Here is a 19,474-nt window from a genome sequence, read left to right on the forward strand (position 1 = left end):
CACCCCGACCCCGGTGACCGGCGACGAACCCCCACCCTTCTAGGCGGGCGAGCACCATGACACCGACCACCGGCCGGAACGGCGCGCCGGAGACCCGGTCGCGGCCGTCACCCGCCGGGCCGCCAGACCCGTTCCTCCGTGACGACGGCCGTCACCAGGTCGGCGGGCGTCACGTCGAACGCCGGGTTCCAGGCCGCGCTGCCTTCCGGAGCCACCTTCGCCCCGCCCACGACGAGCACCTCCTCGGCCGCGCGCTCCTCGATCTCGATGGCGGCGCCGTCGGCGGTGTCCGGGTCGAGCGTCGACTCCGGTGCCGCCACGACGAACGGGATGCCGGCTCGGGCGGCGGCCAGCGCCAGGGGGTACGTACCGATCTTGTTGGCGACGTCGCCGTTGGCGGCCACCCGGTCCGCGCCGACGACGACGGCGTCCACGAGCCCTCGGGCGATGATCGAGGCGCCGGCACCGTCGACGACCAGGCGGAACGGCACGCCCATCTCGGCCAGCTCCACCGCGGTGATGCGGGAGCCCTGCAGCAGCGGGCGCGTCTCGTCGGCGACGACATGGGCGACCCGGCCCGCCTCGTGCAGCGACCGCACCACGCCCAGCGCGGTGCCCCACTCGACGCAGGCCAGCGCCCCGGCGTTGCAGTGCGTGTGCAGCCGGAGCGGGGCGGGCCCGCACAGTTCGGCGAGCAGTGCGGCACCCCTCGCCCCGATCGCCCGGCAGGCGGCCACGTCCTCCTCGAGCACGTCGAGCGCCGCGGCGAGCACCGCCTCCGGGCCGTCGCCCGCTGCCGCCATGGCGCGGCGCACGCCGACCGCGAGGTTCGCCGCGGTGGGCCGGGCGGCGGCGAGCCGGGCCGCGACGGCGGCCAGCTCGGCGCCGGCGACGGACCGGGCTGCGAGCGCCACCCCGAGAGCACCGGCCGCACCGAGCGCCGGGGCACCCCGCACGACGAGCCGCCGGATCGCGTCGACGAGCCCGTCCGCGGTGTCGATCTCGACCACGCGCAGCTCCGGCAGCGCCGTCTGGTCCACCAGCACAATCCGGCCGTCCACCCAGTCGATCGTCCGTGGCAACACCTGACGAGCGTAAGACTCCCGGGCCCGTGATGGGTGGCCCAGCAGCACCCGGCTCCGCCGCAGGAGCCGGGAACCCAGGGTGATCGGGTTATGGTCGGGGGTGCCCTGGTCCGATGCCGACTTCCCTGCCGATCCGTACCCCGGCGCCGTCCCGCCGTCTTCGTTCGTGCATATCGACGAGATGTCGCACCCCCTGCGCCCCGATCCGCGGGCGGGCTGGGTCCTCGGCGGGGACACACCGCTGGACGCCTGGCTCGCCGACCAGGGCACCGCGCCCGCCGCGGAACGCATCCCCGTGCTCACCTACGGCTCCAACCGTTGCCCCAGCAAGATCACCTGGCTGCGCCGTGAGCTGGGACTGGGCCCCGAGCCCGTCGTGGTGCTGCGGGCCAGCACCCGGGACGTCGCCGCCGTCTGGGCCTCCGGGCTACGGCACCGGGACGGCCAGCGCCCTGCCGTGCTGACCGCCTCCCCCGGCACGGTCGAGGACCATGCCTTGTGGCTGGCCACGCCCGAGCAGATCGCGGTACTGGACCGCTGCGAAGGGCGCGACGACCGCTTCCGCCTGGCCCGGCTGCACACCGGCCAGGTCCGGCTCGAGGATCAGACCCTGGTCGACTCCCCGTGGTGCTACCTCGGCCTGGCCGCCACCCGGCGCCCGCTGCTCGTCGACGGCGCACCGGTGCGCTGCGCGGACCTGCCCCAGCATGCGGCCGTCGAGCTGACCGGAGACCCGGCCCCCGGCGACGGTCTCGACGCCGACACGGTCCACGGTGACCCGCATCCGGACGAGTGGCCCGGCGCGCTGTTCACCTACGGGCTGCTGCAGCCGGGAGACATCTCGTGGCACCGCGTCGCCCCGCACCTCGGCGGCAATCCGCAGCGCGGCACCGTGGACGGCACCGTGCTCGACACCGGCCGCGGGTTCCCGGCGTTGCTCCCGGGCACCGGCGGCCGCGCTCCCGGCTGGTTGGTTCCGCTGCGCGACCCGGCGGCCGTCCTCCCCGCGCTCGACGAGTACGAGGGCCCCGAGTACCGCCGCGTCCGGATGGCTGCGACACCCGGGCAGCAGTCCTGCTGGGTGTACGCGTGGTCGGCCCCGTCGGACGGCATGCCCCGGCTCGACGCCGGCTGGCCCCCGCCGAGCTGATCTCTCCCCTTTCGCCCGTCCTGCGACGACCATCCGTCCGAACTAACGTCGAGCGGCATGTGCCGACTGGCGAGTGATCGAGCATGACCGTCGAGGGGCAGTCGACGACTGTGACCCAGCCGGACGAGCGGACGGTGCGCCGGGCCGTCGCGGGCGCCGCCATGGGCAACGCCGTCGAATGGTTCGACTACGCCATCTACAGCTATCTCGTCACGAGCATCGGGCTCAACTTCTTCCCGGACGCGGACCCCACCGCACAGACCCTGCTGGTCTTCGCCGGCATCGCGATCCCGTTCGTGCTGCGGCCATTCGGTGGGGTGCTGCTCGGGCCGCTGGGTGACAAGTTCGGCCGCCGCCGGGTGCTGGCCCTCACGATCATCATGATGTCGGGCGCCACGTTCTGCATCGGCCTCATCCCGAGCTACGCCACGATCGGCATCGCCGCGCCCATCCTGCTGCTGGTCGCCCGGCTCGTGCAGGGCTTCTCCACCGGCGGCGAGTACGGCGGTGCGGCCACGTTCATCGCCGAGTACGCACCCGACCGCAGACGTGGGTTCTACGGCAGCTTCCTCGAGTTCGGCACGCTCACCGGTTACGTGCTGGGCGCGGGCCTCGCCACGGCCGTCCAGCTCGGGCTGTCCCCCGAGGCGCTGAGCTCATGGGGCTGGCGCATCCCGTTCCTGATCGCCGGGCCGCTCGGCGCCATCGGGTTCTACCTGCGGTACCGGCTCGAGGACACCCCGGCGTTCCGCAGCGCCGCCGAGGCGGGCGAGACCAGCCAGGCCCCGTTCCGCGAGGTCGTCCGCGCCGTCTGGCCCCAGATCCTCAACCTGATCGGCTTCGTGATCCTGCTGAACGTCGCCGTCTACACGCTGCTGACGTACATGCCCACGTACCTGACGCAGGTGTTGCAGATCAGCGACACCGAGTCGCTGCTGGTCATCATCGCTGTGATGCTGGGGATGATGGTCGTGATCGCGCCGGTCGGCGCGCTGTCGGACCGGATCGGGCGCAAGCCGGTACTGCTCGCCTCGGCCATCGGGTTCCTGCTGCTCAGCTACCCCGCGATCGCGCTGATCGAGATGCGTGACCCGCTGCCGGTGACGCTCGGCATGGTGATCCTGGCCCTGCTGCTGGTGCTGATGCTGGGCACGATCGGCTCGGCGCTGCCGGCGATGTTCCCCACCCGCAACCGCTACGGGGGCTTCTCCATCGGTTACTCGACGTCCACGGCGGCGTTCGGTGGCACCGCTCCGCTCGTCATCACCGCACTGATCGCGGGGACCGGCAACACGGCGATCCCCGCCTTCTACCTGATGGGCGCGGCGGCGGTCGCGATCGTCCCGATCCTGTTGATGCCCGAGACGGCGCGGATCTCGATCGCCCACCCGACGAGGATTCCGGGCACGGAGCACGGTTCCCCCTGACGCCGTGCGCAATGGCGTTGGTCACAGCGATCTGCTCGGAGCAGCCCGTTACCGTGACTCCTCATAGTCGAACAATCGCGCCCGATCGGCGTTGATTCGGCGTCGAGGTCCTTTTCGGGGGTTCCGTTGTCCGTTGCCCATGAGCCTGCATCCGTTTTCCTGACCACTGACATGGCGGAGCGCCATCGGTTGTACGCCGAGATGAACCGCTCCGGTCCGGTGCACCGCGTGATGCTTCCCCACGGGGAGGTGGCCTGGCTCGTCACGGGCTACGAGCAGGCGCGGGCCGCGCTGGTGGAGCCGCGGCTGGCCAAGAAGGAGCCGCCGTTCGCCGAGGACCTGGACCCCGCCCTGCGCTCGGCGATCAACCGCAGCATGCTGAACGTCGACATGCCGGAGCACGGGCGGCTGCGACGGCTGGTGGCGGCCGCGTTCACCCGGCGCCGGGTGGACCGGCTGGCGCCGCGGATCCAGCAGCTGACCGACGAACTGCTGGAACCGCTGGCCGGCCGGGTCGCGGCCACCGAGGTCGACCTCATCGCCGAGTTCGCGTATCCGCTGCCGATCGCCGTCATCTGCGAGCTGCTCGGCGTGCCGGAGAACAAGCGCGAGAACTTCCGCAAGTGGTCGTGGGCCGACGTGAACGCCTCCGTCATCGGGCTGGAGGCGTATGCCGAGGCCGCCACCGCGTTCGTCGACTACCTGCACGATCTGATCGCGGCGAAGCGTGAGCAGCCCGCGGACGACCTGACCTCGGCGCTCGTCGCCGCGCGCGACGGCAGCGACCAGCTCAGCGAGGACGAGCTGACGTCGATGATGTACCTGCTGCTGGTCGCGGGGCACGAGACCACGGTCAATCTCATCGCCAACGCGGTGGACGTGCTGCTGGCACAGGACGGGGCCTGGGCGCACCTGGCGTCCGCACCGGAACGGGTACCGGCCGCCGTCGAGGAGCTCCTGCGCTTCAACGGTCCGGTGCAGACCAGCACGCTGAGGGTCGCGGTGGAGACCTTCGAGTTCGCCGGCACCACGATCGACGCGGGCGACACCGTGCTGGTGGGTCTGCTGGCCGCCAACCGCGATCCGGGGCGCCCCGGCGCGCAGGTCCTCGATCTGTCGCGCTCGCCCAACCAGCACATCGCGTTCGGCCACGGCATCCACCTCTGTCTGGGGGCTCCCCTGGCCCGGCTGGAGGGGCAGATCGCACTGACCAGCCTGCTCGCCCGCTTCCCGGATCTGCGGCCGGCCGAGGACGAGATCCTCGCCGACCCGGGCCTGCTCATCAATGCGCTGCGGGCGCTGCCCGTCACCACCCGCCCTACCGATAATAATCCACCGGCGGGATGTTCGACCATTTCCAGACCTTCTGGGCAATTTGCGCAGCTCGCCGATCCATGGCGATCTCCGTACTCTCGATATTGCGCTGTCGGCGGACGGGCCGGCGACGGATTGCGAGGTTTGTTGTGACCACAGACCAGGTGCCCGCAGGTCAGGCACCCAACCCATTCCTGACGACGCACATGTCCGATCGGCACCGCGCGTACGCCGAGCTGACCCGCTCGGGTCCGGTGCACGAGGTGACGCTGCCGCACGGGTCGCCTGCGTGGTTGGTCACCGGCTACCACGAGGCGCGCGCGGCGCTGGTCGACCCACGGTTCGCCGCCGTCGAGACGCCACTGGCCCACCTGCTGGATCCAGCGCTGCGGGCAGCCACCGAGAGCTCCATGCTGAGCATGGACGGACCGGGGCACGCCCGGCTGCGCAAGCTGGTCATGGCCGCCTTCACCCGACGGCAGGTGGAGCGGCTCGCACCGCGGATCCAGCAGATCACCGACGAGCTGCTCGCTCCGCTCGCCGAGCGGGGCTCCCCCTTCGACCTGCTCGAGGAGTTCGCCTACCCGCTTCCGGTAGCCGTGATCTGCGAGCTCCTCGGAGTTCCGGAGGATCGGCGCGGGGACTTCGGGAAGTGGTCGCAGATCACCGTCAACAGCCTGGTGGTGGGGGTGGAAGCCCTCTCCGCTGCGCTCACGGAGTTCGTGAGCTATCTCCGCGAGCTCATCGCCCTCAAGCGCGCGGAACCGGGCGATGACCTCGCCACGGCGCTGATCGCGGCGCGCGACGGCGGCGACCGGCTCAGCGAGGACGAGCTGACCTCGATGATGCAGCTGCTGCTCGTCGCCGGGCACGAGACCACCGTGAACCTCGTCGCGAGCGCGGTGCACGCGCTGCTGAGCACCCCCGGCGCCTGGGACCTGCTGGGCGCGGAGCCCGAGCGGGTGCCGGCAGTCGTCGAGGAGGCGCTGCGCTTCAACGGCCCGGTGCAGACCGCCACGGAGCGCGTCGTCACGGAGGACGTCGAGATCGCCGGCACGACGATCCCGGCAGGCGCCCATGTGCGGGTGGCCCTGCTCGCGGGCAACCGGGACCCGAAGGCGTGGCCCGCCCCCGAGGAGTTCGACGTGACGCGTCCGCCTGGTCCGCACCTGGCGTTCGGCCACGGCATCCACCTCTGCGTGGGCGCGCCCCTCGCCAGGCTGGAGGGCCGCATCGCGCTGACGAGCTTGCTCAGCACGTTCCCCGGCCTGCGCCTCGCCGTGCCGCCGCAAGACGTGCCCGCCGCCCCCGGGGTGCTCATGAACGCGTTCGCGACCATGCCGGTGGTGCCCGGGCCGGCGCCGCGCTGAGCGGCAGCCCGGTGACCGGCGGGGCTCACGCCCCGGCTGCCACCGCCGGGGACGCCGACAGGGGACGGCCGATCCGGTACAGCCGCGCGGCGTTGTCCCCTAGCACCGCGCGCTTCGCCGACGTGTCGAACCGGGGGTAGCGGTGACGCAGCTCGTCGGGGAACCGGTAGGCCGCGAGCTCGCGCACCAGCCGCCCCGGACGCACCAGCGGGTACCCGCTGCCGAACAGCAGCCGGTCGGCCCCGAAGGCCCGCAGCAGCGCCCCGAAGGCGTGGGCGAAGTCCTCCGAACCGATCCACGGCAGGATCTCGGTGAGCAGGACGTACACGTTCGGCAGCTCGGCCAGCCGGCACAGCCGCTGCTCCGGCAGGCATCCCGCTCCGAGCACGAACCGGACGTCCGGTAGCGCACGGGCGAGCGCCCGGAACTGCACGGCGTCGAAGCCCGCCGGGGCCACCCGCTCCGCCTCCCTGGTGCGTGCGGGCAGCGCCGAGCCCGCCCGCACGGGTTCCGCCCAGCCCGGCACCCGGGGCGGACGGTCCCGCGCCGCCCCGGGTGGCCGCAGCGCAGTGCCGCCGTCGGCGCGCCGCCATGGTGCGGGCAGGGTCGACGGCCCCACCCCGATGTGCACGACGTCCGCCCCGGCCGCACCGCACCGGGCGAGGGTGCGGCGCAGCCACGGCTCGCCCAGCCGCAGCCGGCCCGCGGGCCGGCGCCGCTCGCACAGCGTCAGGCCGCGCAGGTCGAACCGCCGGACCCGCGGACCCAGCCCGCGCGCCCCCGGCTGCCCCCCGCCGGGGTCGAGCTCGCCGCTCAGCACGAACCGCCCCGGCATCCAGCCGGCCATCTCGGCGTGCCACTCCAGCGGGCTGAAGCCGAGCACGAACAGGTCGCCGAGCACCACGGGCTGCAGCACCGCGCGGTCGACGTGGCCGCCCTCGAAGACGTCGCGCCTCAGGCTGTGCTCGGAGACGCGCTCCACCTCGTGCGGCGGCACGCCGGCACCGTCGAGCTCCTGGTGCCTGCGCAACAGGTCCGTGGCGTAGGCCTCGCCGTCCGGGATCGCCTGGTTGTGCGGGCTCGCGTCCCACACGTGTACCTGGGCGTCGACGACGAGGATCCGTTGCCCCCCGACGGTGTACATGACGGCGCTGCTAGCCGACCGACGGCCCGAGGCCGAGGGACTGCGGTGTGCTGGAGTCCGGCGAGGGCTGCGGGATGCCCTCGTCGAGCGGCCCGAACTCGGTCATCAGCGACTTGTTCCAGGGCGTGACCTCCTCGGCCACCAGCGAGTTGGTGGTGAGGATCAGCCCGGCGACCGATGCGCCGTTCTGCAGCGCGGAGCGCACCACCCGAAGCGGGTCGATGATGCCCATCTCCACCATGTTCCCGTAGCGGCCCTCCAGCGCGTCGAACCCCTCGTCGACGGCCATGGCGGCCACCTGCTTGACCACCTCGTCCCCGTCATAGCCCGCGTTGGAGGCGATCAGGTGAACCGGCTCGGACAGTGCGCTCCGCACGATCTCGACACCGATCCGGTAGTCCCCGGCGACGTCGAGCCGGTCGAGCACGGGTTCGGCGTGCAGCAGCGCCGAGCCACCGCCCGCAACGATGCCCTCCGCGATCGCGGCCCGGGTGGCCTGCAGCGAGTCGTCGACGCGGTGGCGGACCTCCTTGGCCTCGGCGTTCGTCGGCGCCCCCACCGTGATGATCGCCGCCTTGCCCGACAGCCGGGCGATCCGCGAGGAGAAGAAGTCCTCGTCGGTGCCGATCGTGGCCCTGGCCAGCTCGGCCCGCAGCTGGGCCAGCCGCATCTCGAGGGCCTCGCGGTCCCCACCGCCCCCGATGATGGTGGTGCTGTCGCTCGTCACCCGGACCTGCCGGGCCCGGCCGAGGTGCTCGGTGGTGATCTGCTCGAGCGCGAACGACGAGCTGCGGCTGTGCACCTTGCCCCCGCACAGGGCAGCCATGTCCTCGAGCAGGTGGATGCGCTTCTCCCCGAACCCGGGCGCCTTGATCGCGACGGCCTGGAAGGTCCGGTTGACGTGGTTGTGCACGAGCATCTGCAGGGCAGTGCCCTCGACGGTCTCCGCGACGATCACCAGCGGGCGGCGCTCCGCCCGCATGATCTTGTCGAGCACCGGCATGATCGACTGCACGTCCTTGATCTTCTCGGCCGAGAAGAGGATGTACGGGTCGTCGACGACCGCCTGGAGCGTCCCCGGGTCGGTCACCATGTACGGCGTCACGTAGCCGTTGTCGAACTCGTAGTCCTCCACGAACGACACCCCGAGGCCCAGCACCGGCGTGTCCTCGACGGTGACGACGCCGTCGTCCCCCACGGTGTGCAACGCCCGTGCCACGGCACGGCCGATCGCGTTGTCGTCGTTGGCGGAGATCGCGGCGACGCGCGCGTAGTCCTCCTCCGACGACACGGGATGTGCCACCGCGGCGAGCCGCTCGACGAGCGCTCCGACCGCCATGTCGATGCCCCGCTTGACCAGCACCGGGTTGCCGCCCGCCGCGATCGCCTTCATCCCCTGCCGGACGATGGCCTGCGCGAGGACGGTGGCGGTGGTCGTGCCGTCTCCGACGGTGTCGTTGGTCTTGACCGCGGCTTCCTTCACCAGCTGCGCGCCCATGTTCTCGAACGGGTCACGCAGATGGATCTCGCGCGCGATGGTCACGCCGTCGTTCGTGACCTCGGGGGACCCCGTGATCTTCTCCAGGATGACGTTGCGGCCCTTCGGGCCGAGGGTGCTCTTGACGGCCTCGGCGAGCTGGTCGACGCCGGCCTGTAGCAGGCGGCGGCCCTCCTCGCCGAATCTCAGTTCCTTGGCCATTGCGGGGACCTCCAGAGACGTTGGTCTGCGGCGCGGGTGCGGATCAACGAAGCCGGGCCGCCGCCCGCGAGGGACGGCGGCCCGGACCGAACTACGAGATGGGCTTGAGGTCGAAGTCGATGTACTCGGCTGCGTCCTCGGGGTTGGCGAACATGATCGTGCGGTCGTCGAGGTGGACCATCCGGCCGTAGTGGGTGGACATGGCCTCCTCGAACTCGGCCGCGTTGAACCAGCCCTCCTCCTCGCCCGCCTCCTCGTCGATGTCGGAGTACAGGACCTCGAACTTGCCCTCGCCGTCGACACGGATCATCGAGGGCAGGTGGGTGACCTTGACGTTGTCCAGGCGGGTCAGCACGGTCGAGATGAGCACGCCGACCTGGCTGTTCATCAACGTGAACCCGCACATGTTCGACGCGGTGTTGTTGACCGCGAAACGGTTCTCGGCCCCTGTGGTCGTCACAGTTTCAGCTCCTCGGGAGTGTCGAGTCCGAGATCGCTGCAGATCCCGGCGAACCGGTTCTTGACCCGGTCGAGGCTGTCCTCGAAACGCGGCGGCTTGTGGTCGACGGCCGACCACAGCGGCTGCATCGTGCGGGCCGCCTCCAATGCCTGCGGCACCCACTTGGCGAGCCAGCCCGACATCAGCTGCCTGTTGTGGTCGGCGAACTCGCGATCCTGCACGAGCGGCCCGAAGCAGGCGATCGTCCAGCGCAGGTCGCGCTGCGCGAAGTCGTACTCGCCTGCCCCCATCACCGTGGGGGTCACGAAGTCGCCGTTGGGTGCCGCGGACTGCATCACCAGGTTGCTGCGGAACAGCTCACCGATCAGCGGCTCGAACACGATGTTCGCGGCGAAGACCGCCTCACCCCAGTCGTTCTCGATCGCGGTGAGGGCCTCGGTGACCTTGCGCGCGCCCTGCCATTCCGCGTCGCTGTTCCACGCGTCGAGGTGGGCGGTGCCGTCGAACCCCTCGATCTCCTCGGTGAGCGTGAGGTTGTAGAGCGCGAGGTCCTGGGCGAAGCGGATCTTGCGGGTGCTGTTCGCCGCCAGCGCCGTGTTGTGCATGTTCGTCGGAGCGGACCGCTCGTTCGAGGCGAACACGTACAGGCCCAGGATGTGCTCGATGTGCATCCACGCCCCGACGTGGCGCTCCACGAAGCGCACCCAGTTCGGCGACCACATCGTGAACGCCTTCGCGTTGCGGGCGTTCTCGACGTTCTGGGTCAGCTGCCGGACGACGTTGGCGTTGTACCGGTAGAGGCTCTGCTCCCATTCCTCGTTCGGGTCGCGGAACTCGTGCCAGCCGTGCGCAGGCCAGTTCTCCACCGGCAGGCCGCCCGTGCCGATCCCGCGCTGCGGCTCGGGCTCGTCGACCCCCCATGCCTTGAGCTTCGTCCAGTGCAACGGGTAGCCGGTCTCACCGTTGGCGAAGCCGTAGATCCAACCCTGCGTCAGGTAGTGCCGCGGGTCGGGCTGCACCTCGACGGTGACGTCCTCGTAGTGGGTCTGCTTGCGCTTCGCCGGAGCGAAGTAGTTGTACCGACGTGCGCTCGCGCCGGAGTCGGGGAACTCCCGCGCCCCGGCCTCCGCGTCGGTGAAGACGGGTTTCGGGACGCTGCGTTCGGGGCGCTCGCTCGGGGTCTCCGTGGTGGTCACTGGCCGTCCTCGCCTTCTGGTTCACCCGTGGTGGTGAACTTGTCGTAGAAGATCTGGTTCTCGGTCACACCCAGAGCGGTCAGCGTCGCGATGGCCGCGTCCACCATCGGCGGCGGACCGCAGACATAGGCATCCACTCCCTTCAGCGTGGACTCCCGGCCACGGACGACCTCGGTGATCAGGCCCTTCTCCCCGTCCCATCCGTCGTCCTCGGCGGGTTCGGACAACGCGGGGACGTAGGAGAAGTCGGTCAACCTCCCGCCGAGTGCCGCCAGTTCCTCGGCGAAGCACAGGTCCTGGCGGCGGCGGGCGCCGTAGTAGAAGGTGACCTTCCGCTCGACCCCGCGCTCGGCCATCGACCGGAGCAGCCCGAGCATCGGCGCCATCCCCGCGCCACCCCCCACGAACACCAGGTCGTTCGTGCGGGTCTCGCGGAGGGTGAAGGTGCCGAACGGGGCCTCCACCTGGATGTGGTCCCCGACCTGGACCTTGTCGGCGAGGTACTCCGAGAACAGTCCGCCGGGGTAGATCTTGATCACGAACTCGAACAGCCCGTCACGGTTGGGCGTGTTCGCCATCGAGAACGACCGGGTCTCACCCGTGCCCGGCACCACGAAGTCCATGTACTGCCCCGGAAAGAACTTGATCTCCTCGGGCTCCACGAGCTTCACGATGAGATGGCGCATGTCGTGCGTCACCGGCTCGTTCGCGATCACCTCGACGGTGCCGGTGCGCAGCGGGAGCCCGCTCCGGATGATCTCCTCGTCGTAGTTGAGGAGCTCGATCGTCAGGTCCTCGTAGGCATGCGCCCGGCAGAGCAGGGTCTGCCCCTCCTCCTTCTCGTAGTCCGGGAGCGCGAAGGTCGAGTAGCTGTCGAGCTCGATGTCCTCGCCCTCGAGGACGAACGACTTGCAGGCCGCGCACTGCCCTTCCTTGCAGCCGTGCATGAGCTGCACACCCTGCTCGGCCGCGGCACGCAGGATGGTCTGGTCCTCGTCGACCTCGATCTCGATGCCGACCGGTTCGAACCGGACGACGTGCTTGTCACCCAACTGATCTCAAGCCCTTCGGCTCGTGCGTCTGAGGTTCCCGGGCCCCCGGTCAGGCAGGGGGAGGGCCGACGGGCGGCCCTCCCCCTTCGCCTGGCCCGCGCTCAGGCGTCGGTAGGGGCCGGGCGACCGGCCGGTCCCTGGCGGACGTAGTCGGCGTGGAACGCCTGCCGCTGGTCGTCGCTCATCTCGTTGAGCAGGACGTTCGGGCTCTGCAGCGGAGGCATCCGCCGCATGTGGTCGAGCGTCCACATCTTCTTGGGATCGAGGTCGAGATGCGGCTGCGCCGTCATGGTCTTGCCGTCGTCACGGACGAAGCCCATGTCCTTGACCACGTCGGCCCAGTTCCACCCGTGGTAGAGCGTCTCCCACTCGCGGTGGCCGACCAGCTGACCCATGTTGGGCGTCTCCCGGCCCTGGTAGGTCGGCCGGAAGGCCTCGACGTCGGTCCACCGGCAGACCTCGTGGCAGTACGTGCGCCACTGGCCGTCGACCTCCGCCATGACCATGTCCTCACGCACCAGGCACGGGACCATGCAGGTCCAGCACCGGTGCGGGTAGACGTAGTCGACGTCCTCGGCCACGATCGCGTTGTGCCCGTTGGGCGTGGCCAGGCGGGAGTAGTTCTCCCACCACTTGCCGTACCGGTCGTACCAGCCCGGGTACTTGTACTCGAACCACTCGAAGTCCTCGTCGGTCATCGCGTCGATGCGCCAGTAGTTGGCGAGCCAACCCGTGGCGAAGAACTGCGCGACCTCGTGGACGTAGCCCTTCTCCCAGATCTGCTTCCACGACTCCTCGATGAGGTCGTGCGGGATCGTCAGGCCGTACTTCTCCAGCGGCACCAGGTAGGACCGGTAGTAGTCGTCGTAGATCCAGCGACGCCACATCTCCGCGTAGGACTCGCGGTCCTTGCGGCGGTCCTTCGTGCCGTACTCGATGAACGTGCCGATGGCGGCGTCCACCACGCGGTGGTTGTTCCACCACGCGTACCGCAGGTCGCGCTCGAGCAGCTGGCGGTTGTCCTCGTCCGACAGCGCCATCAGCAGGGTGGCGTAGCCGTTGGAGATGTGCCGCGACTCGTCGGACTGCACCGAGTGGAACACGGTGGGCAGCAGGTAGTCGCCGTTGGCCGCCGCCTCGGCCGGCATGGCCACGAACAGCGTGTTCGTGAACGCCGTCTCCGCGACGATCGTCAGATAGATGCTGGCCGCGGTGATCGCGTCACCGGTGATGAACCCCTCGGCGAACTGGCGGCCGATGGTGCCGCAGTAGTCGCTCTGGAAGTTCCGCAGGCTGTTGTTGAAGCCCGCCGGGTCGATGTAGTTGTTCATGTACAGGCGCTTGAGGTTCTGCTGGATCGTCGAGTGCCGGACCTCGTCGATCATCTGGATCGCCTGGCCGTTGTGCAGCTCCGGGTTGGGAACCACGTGGAACAGCATCGGCATCGACCGCGCCGCGGAGATCTCGGGCAGCGGGATGATCGACAGGAAGAGCTTCTGCCATTCCAGCCAGCGCTCCTGCACCTGCCGGAACATGTTGCCGCGGATCGCCCCGTCCTGGGCGCCGTACACCCGGTTGTCCTTCTCCTCCTCCATGGGGAAGTAGGACCGGAGAACCTGCTTGAGCGGGTCCTTCTTGGCGGACTTCCGGAAGGTGTAGTCGGTTCCGTACTTCATGTACGGCTCGTGGTACTGCGGCTCCCAGGCGAGTTCCTGGATCTTCTGATGAGCCTTCGCCAGACTCTGCCGACTCACATCGACTCCTCACGGTGGTGGTGGGCCGCGGACCGGCGTGCGCGCCGTCCGCCCACCCGGCGTTGTCGCCGGACCGGCAGGAGCACACGCCGCTCCCCGTGGTCTGCCCCCGTCCGCGGTGCCGGTCCTGCGCGGGTGGCGCCGGCAGCGGAGGTGGACCCGAGACGCCGTCCCCGGCGTGAGCAGCGCGGGCAGCTTGCACCGGACCCTTGTCTCGTGCCCGGAATCACACCTCTCCGGGCGTCACCCAGTGGTCTCAATATGAGACGGTGTCCGATTGCTCGCCCCCATGCTGCTTCATGGAGCGGTACCTTCACGTGGACGCAAGGTTTCCGCACCGTCGCGAAGCACCGCTGCGCCGAGGGAGAGCACGCGCTTGGTCCGTTCGAACCACGCACTCCCGCCTCGACGGACCGACAGGTCCGCCGAGGTGCTGGTACGCGCCCGCACGTCCTTCCTGGTGGACGACCAGGTCGAGGAGGGTTCGGTCCGCGACACGATCCTGGCGTCCTGGACGCGCTCCCGGGAGTGGGACGTGGCCACCGACAGCGTCGAGCTGTCGTGCGAGTTCGCACCGGAGCGCGACTCGCCACTCGTCCGGGCGGCGGGGCCCATCATGGCCGATGTCACCGACCAGCTGGCCGGTGAACCCGTCAGCCTCATCCTGACCGACGCCGACGGCGTGGTGCTGGAGCGCCGCACCGGTGACTCCACGCTGAACCAGCACCTGGACAAGGTCTGGCTCGCCCCCGGCTTCTCCTACGCCGAGCGCTTCATCGGCACCAACGGGATCGGCACCGCGCTGGAGGGCCGTGGTCCCGCGCAGGTGTTCGGCCACGAGCACTACGTCGACCGCCTCGCCGACCTCGCCTGCGCGGGCGCCCCCATCTGGCACCCCGTCAACGGCAAGCTGCTCGGCGTCGTCGACCTCACCTGTTGGCGGCCCGACGCCGGCCGGTTCATGTCCACCGCCGTGGCCCGGATCGCGCGCCAGATCGAGGGGGCGTTGCTCGACCAGTCCGGCCCGCGCGAGCTCGCCCTGCTCCACGACTACCTCACCGCGTGCCGGCGCAACCGCGGCGCGGTGCTCGCCATCAGCCCCGACCTCGTGATGATGAACGACAGCGCCCGGGAGCTGATCGACCCCGCCGACCAGGTCACGCTGATCGCCGGGGCCACCGAGGCGCTGCGCTCGGGACGCCGGCTGCTTCTCGTCGACCTGCCCAGCGGCGCGATCGCCCGGGTCAGCTGCCGTCCGAGCTGGACCGACCGCGACGCGGTCGGCGGCGTCCTGCTCGTCCAGCTCGCCGCACCCGAGATCTCCCGCACCCGCCAGGCGGCCCTGCCGGCGATGACCTCCCCGACCGCCGTCGGGTCCGGGGTGCTCTGGGTGAAGTGCTGCCAGGCCGTCGACCGCCACTTCCACAACCGGGAGTGGCTGGTGCTCGAGGGCGAGGCGGGCACCGGCAAGACCACCATCGCCCGCGCCACCCACCAGCGGCGCACCCCCGCCGCGCACCTGCGCCTTCTCGACGCCGACGACTACGGCCCGCGCTGGATCGCCGAGATCATCGACGAGCTGGAGAACGGCAGCGGCACGCTCGTGCTCACCCACGTCGACCGGCTGGCCCCCGACGGGATACGGGCGCTGGCCGACGCACTCGAGCCGCACCGCGAGTCCACCGACCCCGAGCGGCCGTGGGTCGTCGTCACCGTCGGACCGGGCGGCCTCGACGCGAGCGTCCTGCTGGAGTGCTTCCCGCGCACCGTCCAGGTGCCGCCGCTGCGCCACCACGTGGAGGACGTCGCCGAGCTGGTCCCCCACCTGCTCACCCGGCTCACCCGGGGCAACGACCTCACCTGCTCCTCCGACGCCCTGCGGGTGCTCATGCGCAACCGCTGGCCCGGCAACATCGAGCAGCTCTACCAGGTGCTGCGCAAGGCCGTCGCCCGGCGCAGGTCCGGGGTGCTGACCGCGGCCGACCTGCCCCCGGAGTGCCGGGCGATCACCCGCAGGGTGCTCACACCGCTCGAAGCCATCGAGTGCGACGCCATCGTCGACGCCCTGCTCGACAACGACGGCAACAAGGCGGAGGCGGCCCGCCACCTGGGGATGTCGCGGGCCACGATCTACCGCAAGATCCGCGGCTACGGCATCTCCGTGCCCGGTCTCGAAGCCGGAAGCCGGGGTTGACCGCCCGATCTCAGTGCGCTGCCGGCCCGGCGCCACCGGTGCTGGGCCCGTCCCCGGTGGCGCCGCCGTAAGTCGCGATCTTGTACTCGGTGGCGGTCAGGGACAGCGTGAGCTCGCGGATCTGGCGCCGGACGGTGTCGCGGTGCTCGAGCAACATCTCCAGCCGCTCGGGCACCGTGTCCTCGCCGGCGTCGACGAGAGCCACGTAGTGCTGCAGGTCCCGGATTGCCATCCCGGACAGGCGCATGCGGGTCAGGAACACCAGGCGCCGCACCGCCGCGGGCTCGTAGACGCGGTGGCCGCCCGAGTTCCGGCCGACCTCGATCAGGCCGATCCGCTCGTAGTAGCGCAGCGTGTGCTGCGAGAGGTCGAGCAGGTCGGCGACCTCGGCGATCGTCATCGGTTCCTCGACTCCGGTGACGTCGACGAGTTGGTGGATCACCTCGACGGACATCGGTCCGTCGACCTCGCTGAGCGTGTGGAGCACCCTGCTCATCAGGTCCTCGGTTGCCATCGTGACCGAGCCTAGGCACTAGATCGGCCGGGCCGAGGGCAGGGCGTCCGCGAAGTCGGCGTCCACCGCAGCGTGCTGCCACCGCTCGAGCTCGCCGAGGCCACGGCGGTAGGACGCGGAGATCCGCTCCACCGCCTCACGGCCCAGGGCCAGCCGCAGCGGCAGGTCCGAACCGTGGACGAGGTCGACGATGATGTCGCCCGCGCGGGCCGGGTCGCCCTGCTGCACTCCGTCCGCCGATGCCATGTCCTTGCGGACCGCGTCGAGGACGTCGGCGTAGGTGTCGCTCGCGTCGGCGAAGCCCAGGACGCCCGGGGCGTTGAACGACGTGCGGAATCGGCTCGGCTCGACGATCAGCACGCGGATGCCGAACGGCGCGACCTCGCCTGCCAGCGCCTCCGACCAGCCTTCGAGGGCGAACTTGCCGGCCGAGTACGCGCCCACGCCGGGGAACGACATCCGTCCGCCCTGACTGCTGATCTGGACGACGGTGCCGCTGCCCTGCTCCCGCATCGCCGGCAGCGCGGCGCGCACGAGGGCGGCCGGGCCGAACAGGTGCAGGTCCATCAGCTCACGCAGGGTCGCATCGTCCACCTCCTCGGCGGCGCCGACGAAGCCGCGTCCCGCGTTGTTGACCAGGACGTCGACGCGACCGAACCTGTCGAGCGCGGTCCGGATGACCTCCGGTGCACGGGCTGTGTCGCGGACGTCGGCGGCGATCGCGACGAACCGGTCGGGGTGCGCCTCCGCGAGGTCGGCCACCGCGTCCGGCCGACGGACAGCGGCGACGACGCGATCCCCCGCAGCCAGCGCGGACTCGGCCAGCGCGCGACCGAGGCCCCGCGTCGCGCCGGTGATGATCCAGGTCGACGGTGTCGTACCGAGGTTTGTCATGCCCGCGAAGCTAGGAGTTCGAGCGCGCTCGAACGCAAGCCGCGACGTCCGCCTGCTGCCGGTCGAAGACGGCAAAAGCGGCTTGACCGACCAGTAAGGTCATCCGCGTGCTCGACATCGGGGGGATCTCCAAGAGGTTCGGCTCGCGCCAGGCGCTCGCCGACGTGGCCTTCGCGGTCCGCCCCGGTGAGGTCTTCGGCTTCGTCGGCAGCAACGGCGCCGGGAAGACCACCACGATGCGGATCGTCCTCGGGGTCCTGGAGGCCGACTCGGGCGAGGTCCGCTGGAAGGGCTCCCCGATCGACGCCGAGCTGCGCAGGCGCATCGGATACATGCCGGAGGAGCGCGGGCTCTACCCCAAGATGAAGGTCGGGGAACAGCTGCAGTACCTCGCCAGGCTCCACGGGCTGAGCAACACCGACGCCGCCGCGTCGGTGCAGCGCTGGACCGAGCGGCTCGGTATCTCCGAGCGGGTCGGCGACGAGGTGCAGAAGCTGTCGCTGGGCAACCAGCAGCGCGTGCAGTTGTGCGCGGCACTGGTGCACGACCCCGAGGTACTCGTGCTCGACGAGCCGTTCTCCGGTCTCGACCCCACCGCCGTCGGCGTGATGAGCAGCGTGCTGCGCGACAAGGCCGACTCGGGGGTGCCGGTGATCTTCTCGAGCCACCAGCTCGACCTGGTCGAACGGCTCTGCGACCGGATCGGCATCATCGCGGCAGGGCGGATGGTCGCCGTCGGCAGCGTCGAGGAGCTCAGGGCACGCGACGGAGCCACCGTCCTCGACGTCCACGGGCCGCCGACGGGCTGGACCGACGGCATCCCGGGCGTGGAGCTCGTCGCCGCCGACGACCCCACCCACGCCCGGGTGCGCCTGGCACCGGACGTCGACGACCAGGACCTCCTGCGTGCGGCGCTGGCGGCCGGTCCCGTGCACGAGTTCCGGCGCTGGCGCCCACCGCTCACCGAGCTCTACCGCGACGTCGTCGAGGCCGGCCCCGCCGCGGCCGACCAGCCCGCGGAGCCGGCGGCATGACGGGCCCGCTCTCGACCAGGCAGGTGGTCCTGCTCGTGGCGCGCCGCGAGTTCGTCTCCCAGGTCCGGTCCCGCAGCTTCGTGATCGGCCTGGTCGTCACCCTCGTCCTGTTCGGTGGCCTCTTCCTGCTCGGCGCGTACATCGGCTCGCAGTCCGACAGCAAGACCCTCGGCGTCACGTCGCAGACCGCGTCGCTGCAGCCGATGCTGGAGCAGTCGGCGAAGGCCCAGGGCATCGACCTGACGATCCGGACGGTCGACGACGAGGCCGGCAGACAGCAGGTCGACTCCGGTGACCTCGACGCGCTCTTCACCGGCGAAGCCGGCGGGTACGAGCTGCTCGGGCTCGACGCGGTGGACAGCAGGCTGCAGTCGCTCGTCGGCTCGGCCGTCGAACAGCAGACCCTCACCACCGCTCTCACCGGCGCGGGGATCGACCCCGCGCAGCTCAGGGCGCAGTCGCAGGTGAGCGTCGACACGCTGGAGCCCGAGGACCCCGAGTCCGGTCAGAAGCTCGCGCTCGCGTTCGTCGGTGTCATCCTGCTGTTCTTCTCCCTCAGCGGCTACGGCCAGCTCGTGGCCACCGGCGTGGTCGAGGAGAAGCAGAGCCGCGTGGTCGAACTGCTGCTGGCCACCATCCAGCCGTGGCAGCTCCTGGCCGGGAAGATCGTCGGGCTCGGCGCGGTCGGGCTGCTGCAGCTGGTGATCCTCAGCGCGATCAGCGCGGTGGGCGCCACCGCGGCCGGCCTGCTGACAGTCCCGACCGCCGCCGCGGGCATGTTCGTCATGGTCGTGGTCTGGTACCTGCTGGGCTTCTTCCTCTTCGCGTCCCTCTACGCGGCCGTCGGATCCACCGTGTCGCGCCAGGAGGAGCTCAGCTCGGTCGTCGCCCCGATGATCTTCGTGCTGCTGATCCCGTTCATCCTCACCCTCAACCTGCTCCCCAACGACCCCCGCAACGGCCTGGCCGCCGTGCTGTCGTTCATCCCGTTCTTCTCGCAGACGGTGATGCCCGCCCGCTACGCCCTCGGGGTGGCCTCCCTGCAGGAGGTGCTGGTGGCGGCCCTGCTCGCCGTGATCGCCATCGTCGTGGTGGTGCGGCTGGCCGGGCGGGTCTACCGGAACTCCGTCCTGCGCACCGGAGCCCGGGTGAGCCTCCGCGAGGCCCTCTCCCCCCGCCCCTGACCC

General features: G+C 70.8%; 16 protein-coding genes. 7 read left to right on the forward strand and 9 right to left on the reverse strand.

All coding sequences use genetic code 11. The features are described 5' to 3' along the window. Positions 1-107 precede the first annotated feature (107 nt). Positions 108-1,082 (reverse strand): S-methyl-5-thioribose-1-phosphate isomerase, encoded by a 975-nt coding sequence (gene mtnA / locus HF577_RS30260; RefSeq protein ID WP_169399413.1) that lies wholly within the window; start codon positions 1,080-1,082, stop codon positions 108-110. A gap of 103 nt (positions 1,083-1,185) precedes the next feature. Between mtnA and HF577_RS30265 the strand changes: the two genes are divergently transcribed. From HF577_RS30265 to HF577_RS30280, 4 genes are all read left to right on the forward strand, one after another. Next, entirely contained in the window at positions 1,186-2,235 is a 1,050-nt protein-coding gene (locus HF577_RS30265; protein ID WP_312859474.1) for a gamma-glutamylcyclotransferase family protein, read from the forward strand. A gap of 83 nt (positions 2,236-2,318) precedes the next feature. Then, positions 2,319-3,662: an MFS transporter gene (locus HF577_RS30270; RefSeq protein WP_246267573.1), complete on the forward strand. Its 1,344-nt coding sequence runs from the start codon at positions 2,319-2,321 to the stop codon at positions 3,660-3,662. 171 nt (positions 3,663-3,833) lie between these two features. Continuing rightward, on the forward strand, positions 3,834-5,129 hold the full coding sequence (locus tag HF577_RS30275) for a cytochrome P450 family protein (RefSeq protein WP_169399402.1): 1,296 nt from the start codon (positions 3,834-3,836) through the stop codon (positions 5,127-5,129). 53 nt (positions 5,130-5,182) lie between these two features. Then, on the forward strand, positions 5,183-6,346 hold the full coding sequence (locus HF577_RS30280) for a cytochrome P450 family protein (RefSeq protein WP_169399403.1): 1,164 nt from the start codon (positions 5,183-5,185) through the stop codon (positions 6,344-6,346). A gap of 25 nt (positions 6,347-6,371) precedes the next feature. Here the strand turns inward: HF577_RS30280 and HF577_RS30285 are convergent, their stop codons facing one another. The 6 genes from HF577_RS30285 to HF577_RS30310 form a co-directional block, all read right to left on the reverse strand. Continuing rightward, positions 6,372-7,490 carry an amidohydrolase family protein gene (locus tag HF577_RS30285; RefSeq protein WP_169399404.1) on the reverse strand — a complete coding sequence of 373 codons (1,119 nt, stop codon included), beginning with the start codon at positions 7,488-7,490 and terminating at the stop codon, positions 6,372-6,374. Positions 7,491-7,500: 10 nt separating this feature from the next. Next, positions 7,501-9,189 carry a chaperonin GroEL gene (gene groL / locus HF577_RS30290; protein ID WP_169399405.1) on the reverse strand — a complete coding sequence of 563 codons (1,689 nt, stop codon included), beginning with the start codon at positions 9,187-9,189 and terminating at the stop codon, positions 7,501-7,503. Between the two features lie 91 nt (positions 9,190-9,280). Further along, positions 9,281-9,649 carry a propane 2-monooxygenase effector subunit MimD gene (gene mimD / locus HF577_RS30295; RefSeq protein ID WP_407692254.1) on the reverse strand — a complete coding sequence of 123 codons (369 nt, stop codon included), beginning with the start codon at positions 9,647-9,649 and terminating at the stop codon, positions 9,281-9,283. Next, positions 9,646-10,845, reverse strand: coding sequence for a ferritin family protein (locus HF577_RS30300; RefSeq protein ID WP_169399406.1), 1,200 nt, complete (start codon positions 10,843-10,845; stop codon positions 9,646-9,648). The genes mimD and HF577_RS30300 overlap by 4 nt, the downstream gene beginning before the upstream one ends. Beyond that, entirely contained in the window at positions 10,842-11,897 is a 1,056-nt protein-coding gene (locus HF577_RS30305) for an FAD-binding oxidoreductase (RefSeq protein WP_169399407.1), read from the reverse strand. The genes HF577_RS30300 and HF577_RS30305 overlap by 4 nt, the downstream gene beginning before the upstream one ends. A 101-nt stretch (positions 11,898-11,998) precedes the next feature. After that, a complete protein-coding gene (locus HF577_RS30310) occupies positions 11,999-13,636 on the reverse strand; it encodes a ferritin family protein (RefSeq protein WP_169399417.1) in 1,638 nt (545 codons plus the stop codon). Positions 13,637-14,081: 445 nt separating this feature from the next. Here HF577_RS30310 and HF577_RS30315 point away from each other — a divergent pair, with 445 nt between their 5' ends. Continuing rightward, positions 14,082-15,845 carry a sigma-54-dependent Fis family transcriptional regulator gene (locus HF577_RS30315; protein WP_312859475.1) on the forward strand — a complete coding sequence of 588 codons (1,764 nt, stop codon included), beginning with the start codon at positions 14,082-14,084 and terminating at the stop codon, positions 15,843-15,845. A 10-nt stretch (positions 15,846-15,855) separates the two neighbouring features. On the opposite strand, the gene HF577_RS30320 is transcribed toward HF577_RS30315, so the two are convergent. Together HF577_RS30320 and HF577_RS30325 are read right to left on the reverse strand one after the other, a co-directional pair. Next, on the reverse strand, positions 15,856-16,359 hold the full coding sequence (locus tag HF577_RS30320) for a MerR family transcriptional regulator (RefSeq protein ID WP_169399409.1): 504 nt from the start codon (positions 16,357-16,359) through the stop codon (positions 15,856-15,858). 18 nt (positions 16,360-16,377) lie between these two features. Then, positions 16,378-17,253 (reverse strand): SDR family NAD(P)-dependent oxidoreductase, encoded by an 876-nt coding sequence (locus HF577_RS30325; protein ID WP_169399410.1) that lies wholly within the window; start codon positions 17,251-17,253, stop codon positions 16,378-16,380. 107 nt (positions 17,254-17,360) lie between these two features. Between HF577_RS30325 and HF577_RS30330 the strand changes: the two genes are divergently transcribed. Beyond that, on the forward strand, positions 17,361-18,287 hold the full coding sequence (locus HF577_RS30330) for an ABC transporter ATP-binding protein (RefSeq protein ID WP_169399411.1): 927 nt from the start codon (positions 17,361-17,363) through the stop codon (positions 18,285-18,287). Next, entirely contained in the window at positions 18,284-19,471 is a 1,188-nt protein-coding gene (locus HF577_RS30335) for an ABC transporter permease (protein WP_169399412.1), read from the forward strand. The genes HF577_RS30330 and HF577_RS30335 overlap by 4 nt, the downstream gene beginning before the upstream one ends. Positions 19,472-19,474 lie beyond the last annotated feature (3 nt).

Origin of the sequence: Pseudonocardia xinjiangensis (assembly GCF_012911925.1) — a bacterium.
Lineage (GTDB): Bacteria > Actinomycetota > Actinomycetes > Mycobacteriales > Pseudonocardiaceae > Pseudonocardia > Pseudonocardia xinjiangensis.